The sequence below is a fragment of the Ligilactobacillus pabuli genome (assembly GCF_022836475.1).
Classification (GTDB): Bacteria; Bacillota; Bacilli; order Lactobacillales; family Lactobacillaceae; genus Ligilactobacillus; species Ligilactobacillus pabuli.
In genome coordinates this window covers 13,531-30,266 of the sequence record NZ_BQXH01000016.1, presented here as the reverse complement: position 1 = coordinate 30,266, position 16,736 = coordinate 13,531, and the positions used below count along the sequence as shown (strand labels likewise).

General features: G+C 41.3%; 17 protein-coding genes. 5 read left to right on the top strand and 12 right to left on the bottom strand.

Annotation, left to right across the window (positions count from 1 at the left end):
• Positions 1 to 358: 358 nt before the first annotated feature.
• From LPAF129_RS08320 to LPAF129_RS08310, 3 genes are all read right to left on the bottom strand, one after another.
• Positions 359 to 1,387 carry a BMP family lipoprotein gene (locus LPAF129_RS08320; protein ID WP_244056029.1) on the bottom strand — a complete coding sequence of 343 codons (1,029 nt, stop codon included), beginning with the start codon at positions 1,385 to 1,387 and terminating at the stop codon, positions 359 to 361.
• A 258-nt stretch (positions 1,388 to 1,645) separates the two neighbouring features.
• Positions 1,646 to 2,425 (bottom strand): hypothetical protein, encoded by a 780-nt coding sequence (locus LPAF129_RS08315; protein ID WP_244056026.1) that lies wholly within the window; start codon positions 2,423 to 2,425, stop codon positions 1,646 to 1,648.
• Positions 2,426 to 3,136 (bottom strand): ATP-binding cassette domain-containing protein, encoded by a 711-nt coding sequence (locus LPAF129_RS08310; RefSeq protein ID WP_244056023.1) that lies wholly within the window; start codon positions 3,134 to 3,136, stop codon positions 2,426 to 2,428.
• Positions 3,137 to 3,333: 197 nt separating this feature from the next.
• Here LPAF129_RS08310 and msrB point away from each other — a divergent pair, with 197 nt between their 5' ends.
• The gene (gene msrB, locus LPAF129_RS08305; RefSeq protein ID WP_244056019.1) at positions 3,334 to 3,765 is read left to right on the top strand and encodes a peptide-methionine (R)-S-oxide reductase MsrB; all 432 of its coding nucleotides are present in this window, start codon (positions 3,334 to 3,336) and stop codon (positions 3,763 to 3,765) included.
• Positions 3,766 to 3,886: 121 nt separating this feature from the next.
• On the opposite strand, the gene LPAF129_RS08300 is transcribed toward msrB, so the two are convergent.
• From LPAF129_RS08300 to LPAF129_RS08290, 3 genes are all read right to left on the bottom strand, one after another.
• Positions 3,887 to 4,396, bottom strand: a complete 510-nt coding sequence (locus tag LPAF129_RS08300) for a GNAT family N-acetyltransferase (protein ID WP_244056011.1) — start codon at positions 4,394 to 4,396, stop codon at positions 3,887 to 3,889.
• 24 nt (positions 4,397 to 4,420) lie between these two features.
• Positions 4,421 to 5,578, bottom strand: coding sequence for a CynX/NimT family MFS transporter (locus LPAF129_RS08295; protein ID WP_244056008.1), 1,158 nt, complete (start codon positions 5,576 to 5,578; stop codon positions 4,421 to 4,423).
• A 74-nt stretch (positions 5,579 to 5,652) separates the two neighbouring features.
• Entirely contained in the window at positions 5,653 to 6,222 is a 570-nt protein-coding gene (locus tag LPAF129_RS08290; RefSeq protein WP_244056005.1) for an SOS response-associated peptidase, read from the bottom strand.
• A 180-nt stretch (positions 6,223 to 6,402) separates the two neighbouring features.
• On the opposite strand from LPAF129_RS08290, the gene LPAF129_RS08285 reads away from it, so the two are divergent.
• Both LPAF129_RS08285 and LPAF129_RS08280 read left to right on the top strand, forming a co-directional pair.
• The gene (locus LPAF129_RS08285) at positions 6,403 to 7,746 is read left to right on the top strand and encodes a TrkH family potassium uptake protein (protein WP_244056002.1); all 1,344 of its coding nucleotides are present in this window, start codon (positions 6,403 to 6,405) and stop codon (positions 7,744 to 7,746) included.
• Entirely contained in the window at positions 7,739 to 8,443 is a 705-nt protein-coding gene (locus LPAF129_RS08280) for a potassium channel family protein (protein ID WP_244055999.1), read from the top strand. Before LPAF129_RS08285 ends, LPAF129_RS08280 begins: the two co-directional genes overlap by 8 nt.
• Positions 8,444 to 8,670: 227 nt before the next feature.
• Here LPAF129_RS08280 and LPAF129_RS08275 read toward each other — a convergent pair whose 3' ends face one another.
• The 3 genes from LPAF129_RS08275 to LPAF129_RS08265 all read right to left on the bottom strand — a co-directional run bounded on the left by LPAF129_RS08275 (position 8,671) and on the right by LPAF129_RS08265 (position 11,757).
• Positions 8,671 to 9,312: an SDR family oxidoreductase gene (locus LPAF129_RS08275; RefSeq protein WP_244055996.1), complete on the bottom strand. Its 642-nt coding sequence runs from the start codon at positions 9,310 to 9,312 to the stop codon at positions 8,671 to 8,673.
• 66 nt (positions 9,313 to 9,378) lie between these two features.
• Positions 9,379 to 10,599 carry an AI-2E family transporter gene (locus LPAF129_RS08270; RefSeq protein WP_244055993.1) on the bottom strand — a complete coding sequence of 407 codons (1,221 nt, stop codon included), beginning with the start codon at positions 10,597 to 10,599 and terminating at the stop codon, positions 9,379 to 9,381.
• A gap of 291 nt (positions 10,600 to 10,890) precedes the next feature.
• The gene (locus tag LPAF129_RS08265; RefSeq protein WP_244056129.1) at positions 10,891 to 11,757 is read right to left on the bottom strand and encodes a fructosamine kinase family protein; all 867 of its coding nucleotides are present in this window, start codon (positions 11,755 to 11,757) and stop codon (positions 10,891 to 10,893) included.
• 267 nt (positions 11,758 to 12,024) lie between these two features.
• Here LPAF129_RS08265 and LPAF129_RS08260 point away from each other — a divergent pair, with 267 nt between their 5' ends.
• On the top strand, positions 12,025 to 12,699 hold the full coding sequence (locus LPAF129_RS08260) for a DUF6198 family protein (protein ID WP_244056127.1): 675 nt from the start codon (positions 12,025 to 12,027) through the stop codon (positions 12,697 to 12,699).
• Positions 12,700 to 12,736: 37 nt separating this feature from the next.
• Entirely contained in the window at positions 12,737 to 14,173 is a 1,437-nt protein-coding gene (locus LPAF129_RS08255; protein WP_244055990.1) for a hypothetical protein, read from the top strand.
• Positions 14,174 to 14,491: 318 nt separating this feature from the next.
• Here the strand turns inward: LPAF129_RS08255 and LPAF129_RS08250 are convergent, their stop codons facing one another.
• The 3 genes from LPAF129_RS08250 to LPAF129_RS08240 all read right to left on the bottom strand — a co-directional run bounded on the left by LPAF129_RS08250 (position 14,492) and on the right by LPAF129_RS08240 (position 16,567).
• Entirely contained in the window at positions 14,492 to 14,920 is a 429-nt protein-coding gene (locus LPAF129_RS08250) for an OsmC family protein (protein WP_244055988.1), read from the bottom strand.
• Positions 14,921 to 15,201: 281 nt separating this feature from the next.
• On the bottom strand, positions 15,202 to 16,311 hold the full coding sequence (locus LPAF129_RS08245) for an SLC13 family permease (protein WP_244055985.1): 1,110 nt from the start codon (positions 16,309 to 16,311) through the stop codon (positions 15,202 to 15,204).
• Positions 16,312 to 16,390: 79 nt separating this feature from the next.
• The gene (locus LPAF129_RS08240; protein ID WP_244055981.1) at positions 16,391 to 16,567 is read right to left on the bottom strand and encodes a hypothetical protein; all 177 of its coding nucleotides are present in this window, start codon (positions 16,565 to 16,567) and stop codon (positions 16,391 to 16,393) included.
• Between the last annotated feature and the right edge of the window lie 169 nt (positions 16,568 to 16,736).

Below are 16,736 nucleotides of genomic sequence, written 5' to 3'. Positions count from 1 at the left end.
ATAACAGAGCGGAGTGAAACGGGAGAAAGCGAGCACCATCGGGACTCAGGAATTAATGCGGTTTCGGTATTAACCCTGAGTTTGGATGGGCGGAGCTTTCTGTTTCACGTAGCTCGACTATGAACCTTAAGTATTCAGGGCCGGCAACCTCAGCTAGTCTAACTAGTTTTGGCTACACAATACCCCAACTATAATTATACTGAACAAAAGGGTTAAATTTCCAGTTAATCTTTAACAATTCTTTATATTAGCAAAAAGGTGAAGAATCGGTTTTTTCCGATCCTTCACCCCTAACGCTGAGGTTAGTTTAGCAAAATGGTTCGCTAGACAGCAGTAATTAAACCGCCACGGTCAGCTCTTATTCAGCTTTAACTGTAATGTCCCCATTAATAATCTTGTCTTTGTATTGTTGAACAGCTTTTTGAGTGCTTTCTGGCATGTTGTCGTTGATCAAATCAACACCTTTGTCTTTCAACTGGTATGTTACAACTTTGCCACCAGGGAACTTGTCATTCATTGACTTGTTAGCCAAATCTTTAACTGAGTTACCAACTTCCTTAACTGCAGAAGCTAAAGTAACGTTACCGCCCTTGTATTTACCATCGGCTTTTTGATCTTGGTCAACACCAATGACCCAAACTTTTTTGCCATTCTTAGATTTGTCTTTAGCGGCTGTGAAGACACCAGAACCGGAACCACCGGCTGCATGGAAAATCACATCAGCGCCGTTGTTATACATTGCGCTAGCTAAAGAATTACCAACATCAGCTTTAGTAAATGAACCAACATATTTCACGTCAACTGAGATTTTAGGGTTAACCGCATGAACCCCTTGAATAAAGCCTTTTTCGAAGGTTGTGATAACGTCACTCTTAATTCCGCCAACGAAACCAACTTTATTTGTCTTAGTTGTCTTGGCTGCTGCAACACCAGCTAAGAATGAAGACTGTTCTGTTTTAAATGTCACTGAAGCTACGTTTTTACGACCTTTAACAACTTCGTCAATGATAGCAAAGTGTGTATCTGGGTTTTGCTTAGAAGTTTTTTCAATGACTGGTGCTAATTTATAACCAATTCCAAAAATTGTTTGGTACTTAGCCTTAACTAACTTGTTAACGTTCGGTGTAAAATCTGAATCAGAATTAGACTGAGCGTAGTTGTAGCCATTCACGCCTTTCTTCAAGTCGTGTTGCTTACCCCAAGCTTTCATACCTTCCCAGGCAGATTGATTAAATGATTTATCATCGATTCCACCGCCATCAGTAACTAATGCAACTGTATGCTTGGTACCGCCCTTATCGGAATCAGAGTTTTTGTTTCCGCATCCAACTAAAATTGTACCTAACATCAATGTTGCAGCCAAAAGCGCAGTTGCTTTTTTCTTCATTTTTATGTGCACCCCTTAAAAAATGTATTGTAGCTCTTTCCATCAATAAGTATACCTTTTTCGTTCAGAAAAGCAATATATTTTTTGTTATTTCAAGCATAAAGTTCGCTTTCTATTTATTAAAAGGTTAAAATACTAATTACTATCTAATTTCAAAAATAAAAGACGAACATTTTTCAGACCATTTCAAAAATTGGTCTAGCCTATTAAAAAAATAATTACAGTCCATTCTTAAAATTGCACCGGACCATTCACTCACTACTGTTTTGTTTCCACTTGATGTTCCAACAACCAGACATTAATCACACCCAAGACTAGTGTTAGCACCAATAAAATCAATGCAGCCCAGACTGGAGATAAATAGGCATTAACGGATGTCACCATAAATGGTAAGTCAGCAAGTTGCGACCACCAAGCTTTAACTGCAAAATAAGTGCGCACTACTGCCATGATCAAGGCCGCATAAATCAAGCACTGCGCAATAAGTTGGTGTTTGTCAGGCAATGTCCGCGTGATCGTGGCCGTTAACAAATGGACCAGACTAGCAATCGACCACCAAAAAACCATCGTTAACAACCCTACTAAAAAGGCAAAAACCAAAATCAAACTTAAGCGTAATTCAAAGCCCGCAAAACTATGCGCAATCAGTGCCCGAACAGTCTTAATGTTAAATAAGTAGTAAATCAAGACAAAAATTAGTTCTGCTAGAAAAACTAGTATATAAGCTAGAAATGAACTAAATAAATTTGCGCTATACAGTTTTCCATTACTGACAGGCAGCAAACGATAACGGTTAGTCCGATAAACTTTTTCATTGCTATAGGCTAACAAAGCACCAGCTAACAGTGCGGCAACGCTTCCCCAGCCTGCCGCATACAAGAGCATTAAGTTGCTCCAACATTTGTCAAAAACCGGGCCGTTAAATAATGCAGGAACTAGTGACAACAGTGTCGCCGCTACATAAACCGTAATGACACTACCCACAATGCGAATTTTATCCGTTAAAAAAACCCGCACGAGTTGCTTAAAGTCCGTCATCTACTCACCCCACTTCTGTACTAATTGTTGTTCGTAATAGTCCTCTAAACTAATTTGTTGCTGTTTTAAGCGACTTATTTTCTCACGTGCTACAAGTTGCCGCTCATTTAAAATCACAACCTCATCTAAGACACCAGTCAGTTCAGTCAGATAATGATCACAAATAATGATCACAGAATCTGGTGACTTCCACTGAACTAAGCTCCGTAACAGCTGCTTACGGGTATGATTATCCAATCCTTTAAAGGGTTCATCCAATAAATAAACTGCCGTTTGTCGGGCTAATGCTAAACTTAACAACAACTTTTCTTTTTGTCCTTGTGACAAATCGCCAAGCTTTTGCTGACCATTGATATTCTTTAAAAAATCACTGAGTTCACGATATTGATCGACATTAAAATCCGGGTAGACAGCTGCGTAAAATTCAACCACATCAGCAATTTTAGTGCGGCGTGAAAATCCGCCCAACGCGTCCAAATAGCTAACCTGGGCCTTCCTTTCAACGACACTGCTGTGGCCATTGATAAAAATTTGCCCTGTCACTCCCTGAGCCAGACCTGCAATACAACGCATTAATGTAGTTTTACCACTACCATTTTCTCCTAATAAGCCAATAATCGTTCCTGGAGCAACTGTTAAATTAATTTGATTTAAAATTAACTGCTGATTCCGCTGATAAGAAACAGCGGACAGTTCAAGTGTTTTTTCCATCTGCAGCACCCCACATCTTTCATCTAAAATTCTTAACTAACACTTAATACTACATATTATGCATGTCTCCCAGGCTCTGCGCAAACAATTCACTAAGTTAATAAACAAAATTTTTGCTTTTTTCAAATTATTACAGCATACTTTGACTGGGACTACATTGTACAAAACTAATTAATTCAGAGGAGTTGTTAATTAACATGGCTGATCAAGAAGAACTCAAGCAAAAATTAACCAAAGAACAATATGAAGTCACTCAAAATGCAGCGACAGAAATGCCTTTTTCTGGCGAATACGATGATTTTTATCAGGAAGGGATCTACGTCGATGTTGTTAGCGGCGAACCGCTTTTTTCCTCGCGTGACAAATACGACGCTGGTTGCGGATGGCCTTCATTTACTAAAACCTTAAGCAAAGATAGCGTGACCCGCAGTTATGACTCATCTCATTTCATGCACCGTACGGAAGTTCGCAGCAAACAAGCCAATTCCCATTTAGGGCATGTTTTCACGGATGGTCCCATTGACCAAGGCGGTTTGCGTTACTGCATTAACTCAGCTTCGCTCAAATTTATCCCCGTTGACAAATTAGCCGAAAAAGGTTACGGAGAATACGCTCAGTTATTTGAATAAGAACACAGTACTAACTCAGTTAGAATATAATAAAGACGAGCTGCAGAAATCTAAAATCGATTTTTACAGCTCGTCTTTTTTTCTAACATTTCCAGTTAATGTTCAAACAACTAAAAACAACTTATTTACTGTCTAGCTTTGATAATGATAAGACAAAAATCAGTTGCCAGCCAATTTGTCCCAAGTATTTCCGGCCAGTATCCTTGAACCCACACTTTTGGTAGAGTCTGATGGCAGGAAGATTATTTTGATTAACTCCCAATACCACTGCTTTTATCTTAGGAAAATTGGTTGCCATAAAAGTCGGTAGTGCACTTAAAGCTTGAGATCCAAATCCCTGACCAACATATCTTGTATCCGTTGAAAAGCTTTTCAATAGCATAGTGTTTTTTTGCAGTGTATACTTGCTTTTTTCGCTACCACTATCTAAAACAAAAAAACTAACTAAGATCCCGTTGTGAAAGGCGAGGATGGGAAAACTGCTTTGACTTTCTGCAGCCTGTTTGACTGCAATTAGAGGTTGCTTAGAATAATAATCATCTCGTAACACATAGTCAGTTATTCCCTGGGCATACTCTGCAGAATATTGAATTAATTTCATAAGTGTTTCCTTTCCTCTATCAACTTTCAAACCTAAACCTCAATAGTGACATTCCTAGTCAAAAATCGTCCGGCGTCGGTCGACCGCTAAGCCAGCCAGGGCAAGAATGACGACCACAACTAATAACAAAATTAATGGTAAGTTCCATGAACCTGTTAGTTGCTGTAAATACCCAAAGCCAACTGGTCCAAAAGCAGCTAAGATATAGCCGACCGCCTGTGCCATTCCGGAAATTTCGGCGGTTTGTTCTGGTTCATCAGTTTTAATGTTAAATAAAGCCATCGCTAAACTAAAGGCCATATTTGAAGCCAAACCTAAGACGACCACTACGACCACTGTTAATCCAACACTAGCCGTTGGAACCATTAGCAGCCCAATTCCCGCTAAGAAACCGGCAGTCATTGACAAAATGATTCCACGCGTGCGTTTAAACTTATAAGCCAAGATCGGCACAAAATAACTAGTAACTAAGGAAGCTAGCTGCATTAACCCAAAAAGCTGACTGGCTTGTCCCTGAGACATACCATGTGAAACTAGAATTGTTGGGACCCAAGTTAATGTGGTATAAAACAGCAAGGACTGCAAGCCCATGAAAGCTGATAAATACCAAGCTCCCCGTGCGTGCCAAACAGAGCTGCCCTTCTTTTTACCGCTAGTTGCACGATGATTGTTTTTCAAAGCTGGCAGCCAAAAGAGTAATCCTAAGACAGCTAGAACAGAGACACTTTGCATCGTCTTTTGCCAACCGATTTGATGAGCTAAAGCCACACTTTGACCAGAAGTCAGCGCACTAAATAGTGTCATTGAAAAAGTATAAACACTCGTCATGACCCCTACTCTTTGCGGATACTCCTGTGCGATCGTCACTGGCATCAAAACATTTAACACCGCAATTGATAAGCCCACCAAGAGGGTCCCGCCTAGTAACATTGCCGTAGAGAAGACTCGCAAGTAGTTTCCAATTGCCAAGATCAAGACTGCAACGAACATTAAAACTTCATTGCCATACTTTTGACCCAACTTGGGCACAAAAGGTGAAAATAGTGCAAAACATAGTAATGGGATCGTAGTGAGACTCCCTAACAAGCTGGCGGGAACACCCAACGTCCGCTGAATATTCGTTAGCAGTGGCGACACTAACCCAATTGGAGTTCTCATACACCCCGCATATAAAATAATACCAATAATTAATAATCTTCCTGGTTTTTTCAAAAAAATCCATTTCCTCTCTATTCACGTCAACTACTGGTTGTCAAAGTACACAACCTTATGTACTACTAACCACCTTACTTCTTCCAACTTTGACTCGTCAATGGCGGCATCGCTGCTTGTAAAAAGTTACGGGCAAAATCTTCTTGGTAGATCCAGCGGTTGATTTGATTTTTAGCCAAAATCAACGGCATCCGATCATGAATTGCAGCTACTTGCGGATTAGGTTCAGTCGTTAACAAAATACTCTGATCAACTCCGTCAAAATTAGCGTAACAGCCCGCAATATATAACGGTTCCGACTCTTGACCATAGTTGAACCAAAACTTTTCTTTGTGGTTGTTCCATTCAAAAAATCCCGTAGTCGGATAAACGCAACGCTGACTGGCAAAGGCTGCGGCAAACATCGGCTTAGTTTGAACCGTTTCAGCCCGTGCATTCACCAAAGTTTGCCCTGGTTTAAAGCCAGGAAAGCCCCACTTCATTGCGACGACCTGGACTTGTCTTTGTCCGGCCACGATCAGGGCTGTTTGATCAGTCGGAAAAATTTCACCAACCTTGGGTTGATAACCGCCCTGCTGTGCCAAACGATATATTTGAGTCATTTCCTGACTAATTTCTGGTTGAAACATAAATCTGCCACACATTTTGCCTACCTCCATTTACATTGCACTCAACCGACCAACATTAACAGTTTAACATATAAGTCCATCAACTTAACTGTGAGAATTTTTTTGCGCGATTTATTCGCTAAAAATCGGCGGTGTTAAAATGGTGCGCAAAAGTGTATAATCAAATCGAAATAGTATTGTAAAGGAGGTTTTTGCTTGTTTACCTTTGCTAACCGTCACTTCTCGTTGTCAACTACTCTGACAATTGGTTTCGTGGCGGTCATTTTATTAGGAGCACTACTATTAACACTGCCTATCGCAACAGTTAAAGGAATCGAATCATCATTTGTCATCGCCTTATTTACATCAACCAGTGCTACTTGTGTCACCGGCCTGACCCTAGTAGAAACGGGCACTTACTGGTCATTTTTTGGACAGTTCGTCATTATGATGTTAAGCGAGATCGGTGGTTTAGGATTCATGACTTTCATGGTGTTAATGTTTACGACCTCCCGCAGAAAATTACGGTTATCAACCCAATTATTAGCACAAGAATCTTTAAACCTGCAACACCTATCACAAATTAAACTGGTCCGCTTAATTGTCGGACTATCTTTAGGAATTCAAGGCGGCGGTGCAGTCCTATTGTTCTGCGACTTTTTACCGAAGTACGGTTTCTGGCGCGGACTCTGGTACAGCGTCTTCCACGCAGTTTCTGCTTTCTGTAACGCTGGTTTTTCACTATTTGATGAAAGTGTCAGTATTTTCAAACATGATACCTACCTTTTATTTGTCTTAGGGATCATGATTTTATGCGGTTCAGTTGGTTTCTTGGTCTGGCGAGACCTGTTGACCTATCATAAGCGTCACACCCTCTCACTGCATACCAAGCTTTCACTGCGGACTGGGGCAATCATTTTCATTGCCAGTCTAATTTTGTATACTTTGACTGAGCGCGGCTTTAACAGCATCGATCCTGATGCAACAATTTTTCAAAAATTCAGTAATATTTTATTCATGGCAGTCACACCACGAACCGCAGGCCTAATTACTTTTGATTATGGCCATTTATCAATGGCAGGTATCTTTTTGACCATGATGCTGATGTTTATCGGAGGCACCCCTGGTTCAACCGCCGGTGGGGTCAAAAGTACTACTATTGGATTATTGGCAGTTCAAACCTGGGCAACCTTACGCGGCCGTCACGATGTGAACTTTAGTAACCGTCGTTTTCCCCGTGAAAATATTTATCGGGCGTTAACTTTGATCATTGTCGCCTTTTCGATCATTACTATCGCAACCTTTGTCTTATGTATGACCCAGCCTTTAAACAAAGAGATGGGTCTCGAATACATTATTTTTGAAGTTTTAGCTGCATTTGGTACGACAGGTATCAGCTTAGGCTTAACTGCACATTTAACCTTAGTCGGGAAGATCGTTATTATGTTAATGATGTTCATTGGCAGAGTTGGTATCTTCAATGTTATGTATACTGTACTTAATGCTAAAAATCATCAAGATGACTTCCGCTACCCAGAGGAGGGTGTTCTGATTGGATAATAAATTTAAAAATAAAAACAATGTCACTCGGGCCGATGAGAATTACGCTATCATTGGTTTGGGGAAGTTCGGCGGTGCCTTATGTCGTGAACTTGCGGCTGAGCACCAAGATATCTTAGCCATCGACACTAAAGAAAAATTAGTGAACCGGTATATGAACGTCGCCAATAAAGCAGTTATCGCTGACGCTCAGGACGAAGAATCCTTGCGCAAGCTCAACATTGCGTCATTTGACCACGTCTTCATTACGATCGGCTCTGACATCCAAGCCAGCGTGCTTTCCGCCTTGAACTGTAAGGATCTAGGCGTCAAGGACCTGATTTGTAAGGCACAAGACCGCAGTCATGCCCGCATCCTGGAACGGATTGGTGCCGACCAAATCGTTCAGCCTGAATCTGATATGGCTAAACGAATCGTCATGCACCATCGTCAGCCGCATATTATCGATTACTTGGATCTGAGTGAAGATGTGACCCTGGCCGAAGTCGAAGTGAATAACAAAAAATACACTGAACGGACGTTAGGCGAACTATCCTTACGGAATAAATTTGATGTCAACGTGATTGCCGTCATTCAAGAAGATCACGTCAACGTTTATCCGGATGCCCGAAGTATCGTGCATTATAAAGATATGCTGGCAGTCATTGGCTCAGTTAAAGCCGTTAATAATTTTGATAAAGAATTCAACGAATACTAATCCGAAGAACTATAGAGGTCTCCCCCACTGACTGTAGCGTTGGGAAGGCCTCTATTTATTTATTTTGGAAAAAGATTGCTGGAGTTGGCTAGTTTCGTACTTGCGGTCGTTGTTTTGGAGAAACAGGGTTCGCATTTGCATCTACTGACAGACATCGGCGTTCCACCTCATTCTTTGCATAAAAAAGACGCTACCGTTATCTGATAGCGTCTAAATTAAGTTATAGTTTAAATTTCTTGCAAAGCCTGTTCGACTGGAGTGTCGCCTTGAATCAAAGGAATCACTTTGCCGATCGTCTTATCCTGTTGCAAACTAGCCACGATTGCCGCTGCCACGTCAGTCCGGCTGATTGAGCCGCCTTCTTCAGGAATCTTAGTCGTAACTTGGCCAGTTCCTGGTTCAAACGTTAAGGCTCCTGGTTCTAAAATTGTGTAATCCAATGCTGTTCGATGTCTTAACCACTCATCAGCGTAGAATTTAGCAGCATAGTATGGTTTAATGGAGATCCACTTGGTCCGGTCTTCCGCAAAGATTGCACTGACCATCACATAACGTTTCACGCCCGCAATTTCCGCTGCTTGCATGCTCTTAACCGCTCCATCCAGGTCAACTAAGATGGTCATGTCAGACCCAGTTTTTCCGCCAGAGCCGGCACTAAAGACGATTGCGTCATAGCCTTCAAGCTGTTTAGCCATTTCTTCCGGCTGGCCTAAGAGGTCAAAAATTTCTGCCGCAACTCCCTGCTGCTTAAAATCAGCAACTTGGGCTTCACGATGAACACCTGCCATCACTTGATGACCAGCAGCGACTAACTTTTCTACTGCCAAACAACCAACATTGCCGCCTGCACCAATTACAAAAACTTTCATCATTAGACTTCCTTTCCACTCACTATCAACCTAACACATCCAAAAGTTTGCCGTCAATCAACTCGCTTACTGGTCATCGTCCTTTTGAATAATAATTTTATTTTCCGTTTGTCCAGTGACATACAGGTTCGGATGGCTGCGTTTAAACCAGTCAAAGTAAGTCGAAACGATGACTTTTAAAACAGCATAGCCTGGAACCCCAATGATCACACCCAACAAACCAAAAATTTTACCTGAGACCAAAAGTACAAATAAAACAGTCAGCGGATGGAACTTCATACTATTGCCTAAGATCAGTGGTGAGATCAATCGACCTTCTAGTGTCTGTTCAATGACGAAAACTATTAAAACTTTCACCAGCATAAATGGTGAAGTAAACAGACCGAGCGCCACAGCTGGAACCATCGCTAAAAATGAGCCCAAATATGGAATCAAGTTTAAGAAACCGGCAATAATCCCCAATAACAATGCATACTTCAAGCCAATGATCATATAGCCGATCCAAAACATTAGCGCCACCAAAAATGCTACTCCCAGTTGGCCTCGAATGTAATTACTTAACTGTGTATTCATTGATTTGAAAACATCCTTGACCCCTAAACGATACCGATTGGGCAAGAAGCTAACCAGATAATCTGGCAAATCATGTCCGTCCTTTAAAAGATAAAATAAAATCAACGGGGCTGTCACCACCGAAATAATAACGGAAGTCACTCGCGAGATAATACTTCCTAACGAATTCAAGGACTTCGGCAAGAAACTGATGGCCTTGCCCGGCTTCAGAAAATCTCCAACTTCAGAGTTGATCGAGGCTAGTTTATTTTGCAGATCCTTCAGTCCATCCGCAGAAAAGAGTCCTAAAATGAATTTTTCCAACTTATCCCAGTATTCAGGCCAGTTATTTAAGAATTCCTGGGTCTGTGTTTGAATGACTGGAATCAATGACCCGATCCCCCAGGCAATCAAAAGTGCCAAAATGACAAACACACCGGTAATTGTCAGTGAGCGACGGACATGATACTTTTTTTCTGTCCAATCTACTAAAGGATTAATCAAATAATAAAAGACTCCGGCTAAAATCACCGGCATTGCGACAGTGTTCAGGATAATGGTGAGCGGACTAAAGATCCATTTCATTTTTCCCAACACCAAAATCACTAGTAAAACTAATAAAATCACTAATAATGAGATCGCCAAACGACTATTAACGATCCAATTAAAAAACCACGAAGCGGACCACTTGCCTGCCTCACTTTTCTTAGTAACTTTCGAATCTTTTCCTTCCATATAGCTCTCCCTCATTTCATATTTTTTATCACAGAGCGGAGTGAAACGGTTAAGAAACAATCATTGCTATCTCTTGCCTCACGCAGCTCACCTAGTAATGTCCCTAAAAAAATAAGTTCCCAGTAACCGGCTGGGAACTTCTGTGTGCATTACTAAACATCAATTTGACGCGAATAATTTTATACCGGTTAATTCTATTTCCAGTACAACTCTATTATACCTTGCTACGAGCTAAATGTCGAAAATTTAACCGCTAAATCATAGTAAATTCCACATAAAAGATGAACCTTCTTAGTTTGCTTCTTCCAAAATTGCAGTTACCAAGCGATCAACTTCCCCAGCGTAAATTCCGCCAAATTTTTCTAAGTGGATCATCAACAAATACAATGCATAATATTTTAGCCGTTTTTGATAGCCCTCTGCTAATGGATAGGCCTCCTGGTAGGCAGCATAAAATTCTTCATCGAAAGCATTAAAAACTAAACTACACCCTAAATCAAATTCCCGGTCACCATAAAAGGCCGCTGGATCGATCAAGGCTGGTTGCCCATCGCGTAAAAACATGTGATTACCGCCCCACAAATCACCGTGCAAAAGACTTGGTTCACTCTGGTGGCGCGCCAACTCAGCTGCCATGCTGGCCCGAACTTGGGTATATCTTTCAAGTTCCGCTTCTTGCCACAGTTGTTTTTTGACTAACGCATCTTTCAGCTGATCCATTCTTTGGTCAATGAACAATGCCGCCCAGCTATCCGTCCAAGTATTAGCAAAAGTCATACTTGCACCACGATACGATTCGCTAAATCCATATTTTCCAGTTGGACTATAGTAATGGTGCATTTTAGCCACTAACCTGCCCAGGTCAGCCTGACTGCCATTTGGACCTTGTTGCAAGTAGTCCAGCAATAGAAATGCATCACCATTAATTTGACCATTTGCTAAAACTCGCGGAGCTTTAATGTCTGCTGCCGCTAGAGCTTTAAGCCCTGCAATTTCACCAGCATAAAAATCTGCTGTTTCTGCCGGCTGCACTAACAAAAAATAATTTTGCTGGTCAGTTTGAACGCAATACGCCAAATTAACATCACCGCCAGAAACGGCTGTGACCTCGCGGATCCCACTCAAGGGTAACTGCTGTTGCCATGTCTGCTCCATCACTGTCACCATCCATTCTCTTTAATTTTCAAATCAGCCTTGCAACCTAGTCCACTAAAAAATCTAAACTGCTCTACTTGAAAGCTATCATTTATTAGCTCTTTTTTCAAACAATTTGCTGGACTATTTGGCCATACCTTCCCCCTGTTACTCACAAAATTAAAAACATCTTCTTTTTTTCTGGACACATTTTAGCCTATAATAGGAGCTGAAGCACCAAACTAATACCCGTTACCTACTTATTTGATAATTAAGGAGTCTAAAATATTGATGTATCGAAAAAACGGCTCAGTCACTATCTATGGTGATATTATTTTAATTACTATTTCTATCTTAATTAATTCTTGCGGAAATGCTTTAACCGTCGCCCTCAATATGGGGAGTGCCTTATGGACCGCCTCTTCGGTTAACATTTCACATTTCTTAGGTTTCAGCTTGACCGGCGTCTTATTTTGGGAAGGCGTTGCGGTCGTCTTAACCAATGCACTTTTTCTCGGCAAATTTGACTGGCGCCGCATTCTCGGCAACTTTGTTTTCATGTTGCCTTTTAGTTATTTGGTGGGCAAAATCGCCGAACTGTTTGCCAAAACCGGCCTACCAGCTTTACCTGTTCTCGCCAAAGTTCTCTTAGATATTGGCGGGATTTTAATGATAGCTGCAGGAGTTTCGATTTACCAGCGAGTTAACCTCTTTTTACATCCAAATGATGATTTTATGCAAATTATCCGCTTTAAATTTTTCCACGGCAACGCTGCGATAGCTCAGACCGGTTCATTTTTAGTGCCGATCGTCTTGATCGTGATCTGTGTGGTTGCGACACACAGTATTTGGGCCATCAATATTGGAACGGTCTTTTCATTTCTATTCCAGGGATACTTTGTTGGTCTCTGTGACCGGATCGTTTTTCCAAAACTAAACCACCAAAACTTAGATTTCAACGGCTGAATTTTACCATTTGTCATAGGAAGGAGCTGAATGATCCATGGCACAGGGCTTCGATTGTTTATTGGATGAAAACCAACAATTATTGTTACGGATCATCCAAAAATGCGCCCATGAGCAACGTGAACAACTTTCTGTAGCTGAATTAAAACAAGACTTAGCAATCAGTTCCTACCAGGCAAAAGCAGCCTGCGAACAATTAGCGGCTCTAAGTGCTAAAAGCAAGTCTTTGCATTTTACTTACGAACCAGAATCTGGACTGACAGTGGGAAAAGTCACTACACAAACGCTGGAATTTTTAACCGTCTTATTAGCGAAGGAATCACAAAATCTCAAGATCTTATTGAACGATGGTCTTGGTATTGGCGGTTCCCGGGCTAACTTTCTCAAAACCAACGGAATCAGCCAATCCACTTACTACCGTGCCAAGCATAAAATGTTTTCTGATTTACGCCGTGCCCTGCCAGACCAAAAGATGGAAAGTGAGATTGAAAAACGAGTACTTTTACAACACATTATTGTTTTCTTTTTTGGCAGCAGTCCACTGATTTTTCAAAAGCTCAGTAAATTTCTGCATAATTCAATTAACTTTTTGATTTTTAACTGGCAGCTTGAACCAACCTATGCCGAAAAAAAAGAATTGATCAACTTGATTGCAGTCCAGTTGTTACGCATTCGGAATAAACGAACTTTTTTAACTGCTGATGATGACCTGTTAAACAAGCCGGACAGTCAAAAATTTGACCGAACTAAAGATTATTTAAAAAAGAACTTTGGTCTCAGTGACAGCCAAGCCTACCACGAGGTACTCTTTTTTAATGCCTATCTAACGATTTTTTCTCTGTCGCCGCTAGCGCCGTTGCCATTATTAAAGAACCACGCAACTGTCTATCAACTCTGTCACCAGCAAACTGACTCACTGGAAGAAACGCTGGGAATTACCGACAGTCGCACAGATTTTCCCATTTTCTGGCAGGAACTGACCCAGTTAAACGCTCAAAGTCTGTCACCGTTCTTTTTCATTAATACTTATGTTCCTAAAAAAGTAATCAAGCAGATGACCCAGTCTCACCCCATGATCAGTCGGATTGCTCACCAGTTTATTGATCTGCGGCAAAAAATTAACCAACCTGAGCTGTCTGCATCATCAGCTGCCCAGCTTTTTTACCAATATCTTTTGTTGATTTTAAACGAATTTCCAGCAACACTGTTAAATGACCAGGTCCATATTGTCGCGGACTTTACTCCCGGGCGGATCTATAACCAATTTATCAAGATCCAACTCGAAAAGTTAATTGCGGTCAATATCGTTGTTGACGCTAAAATAGACAAGCGGACGGATCTTTTTATTTCTGACAAATATAGCTCTGGTATTAAAGCCCAACAAATTACATGGAGTTGTCCGCCAACTGCCCAAGATTGGGTTCATCTCCGGTCTGTCATCAACGCACTTCATCTAAAAAAAGCACAAAAATAAGAGGAGCACACTTCAATTTGAAGTGCAGCTCCTCTTTCTTCCCTAAAAATCCCTAAAACCCTGTGCGCCAACTTTTTAATATGTAAAAACTATGTTCTAAGTTGCGCGAATAACTATGCTTGTATTATACCCAACTTAACCAACCGATTTATTTGGTCCACAATTTTTAATTCTTACTTTTTTTACTTTTTTCGCAAAAAAATGGAAAATTCCGAGATAAAAGCCGGCTGTCAAACAACTAATGTCAACAAAAAACCAGCTGTATTATCTTAGTGAGCAGACAATCCAGCTGGCTGATTTGATTTGTTTGGTTAATAGTTAGTACCAGGGCTCTACTGCTTCAATACTATAGTTAGGGCTCCCGCTGAGTAGTTGAGAAACACAACATCTTTTTTCTACTTCTGCCACTAATTTGGCAGCCGTCGTTAAATCAACGCCGGGAACACAGATCTGTGCGTGAACCAGGAATTCATAGTGGGCCCGTTCCCCAATATAAGCGATCTTAGTCCGAACCTTAGCGTGGTGTTCCAACTGATGTTCATGTTCAACCGCCTGCATTGTAGCGACTAAACAGGTAGATAATGACATTCCTAACAGCTGTTCAGGGTTTGTGCCTGGGTGGTCATTCATTGGGCTGCTGGTTTGTAAATTCAAACCTTCCGGAACAAACGCATGACCCTCTAATCCTTCCTCATTATAAGTTTCAGTGGTATATAACGCAGTTTTCCAACGTGGATCATTTTTCATCATAAGTACCCCCTCAATTTAAGTCGAGCTGCTCAAAGCAACTCCTTCCGCTTATCTCAACCTAACCTTCAATGCCCAAAACGCATTAAAGGCCAGGTCACGGTAATGCTCGGGAGCTAACCGCTTTGTTCCGCTCTGTGATTTTAGTTGAGCTGCTCAAAGCAACTCCTTCCGCTTATCTCAACCTAACCTTCAATGCCCAAAACGCATTAAAGGCCAGGTCACGGTAATGCTCGGGAGCTAACCGCTTTGTTCCACTCTGTGATTAATTGTAGCCGTTTTCATGACTGAAAAGCAATCAAAAATGCACCCAATAGTCCTAAAACTAGTAAGCAGCAGAGATTCACCTGTAAAAAGACTTTAAAGTAGCTGTTACTTGGTTCCTTAGCCCACGCATAATATTGTTTATAGGCCAATAGATTGGCCAAGGACGCAATTAACGTCCCTAAACCGCCAAGATTGACTCCCAAAAACAACGGGTAGACATGTGTCGTATATGGTGCTAGCAAGATAACCGCTGGCACGTTACTGATCACTTGGCTCGACAATAAGCCGCTCAAATAAGTGCCAAAGGGTGTCGCACCTAAAGCGTGCATGAAGTGATGAACTAGCGGCGCCCGACCAACATCACCCACAGCAATAAAAAACATCATAAAAGTCAACAACAAGCCGTAATCCAAGCGTTTAAATAATTGCGGATCAATCACTAGCAGCAACAAAATCGCCACCGCTAACATCAGCCATAAAGGTATGAGCGCAAAGATTCCAGCCAAAATCAGCACAGTGCCGCACAGTGCAAAGACGAGCTTGCTCCATTGCAGCTTGAGTTCTGGTAGTTTAACATCGCCAATCTGATCCCGGGAGATCCGTAAAGAAAAGAGCCACAACAATCCTAAACTTGCCGTCGCGATTGGCCAGGCCATTTGCCAAAAATCTGCCAACCGTAAGTTAAAATGATTCAAAAGATACAAATTTTGCGGATTGCCAAACGGCATGACCATGCTCCCCAAATTCGCGGCAACGTTGACCAACACCACTGGCAAGACGACCGGCAATTGGACCTTAGCTGCGACCAACATCAAAATCGGTGTCAGCGCAATGATCGCGGCATCATTAGTCAAAAACATCGCGGCGACAAACGCAGCCACGACCAAAATTTGCACCAGCAGCCGCTTCGTCCGTGCCAACTTAACCAGCCACGCAGCGCCATAGCTCAAAACTTCCAGGTGTTCATAAACGGCCACCAACACTAGCAATGCCGTCAGCGAAAAAATCGTCTTCCAATCAATATCTGTCACCCGAGGCCGGCTCAAAAACAAGCTTAATGCCGCTACTCCAGCCGAGATCAAGAACATTTTGTCATGACTGATCCGCTTTAAAACTTCTCCCATTTTTCCAAACTCCCATACTTTTCCAAAAAAAAAAGCCTCGAGAGCATCTACTTTCGAGACTGATTCATTAGCACTCAGATTAGTCTTTGACTGCTTCTTCAACATCTTCGACAGCTTGTTGTACTTTACCTACAACTTCGTCGCCGGCATGTTCTAAGCGTTCTCTTAATTCTTCAACTGTATCTTCGTCTTTTAATAATAAGTAACCCAGAACTACGTTAGCTGTCAAACTAACACCTAATAAGAACTTGTTCATTCTAAAGCACCTCCATAATTTTTAACACTACTTTGATTATACACTAAGAATTTAAAAAATGTAATCTATAACGCTTACAATTATTTTAAAGAATATGATTTTTAGCTAAAACACTTTTTTCAGAAAAATCAGCAAAGTTCATTGAAAACATATGAAAAGAAGCGTAAGA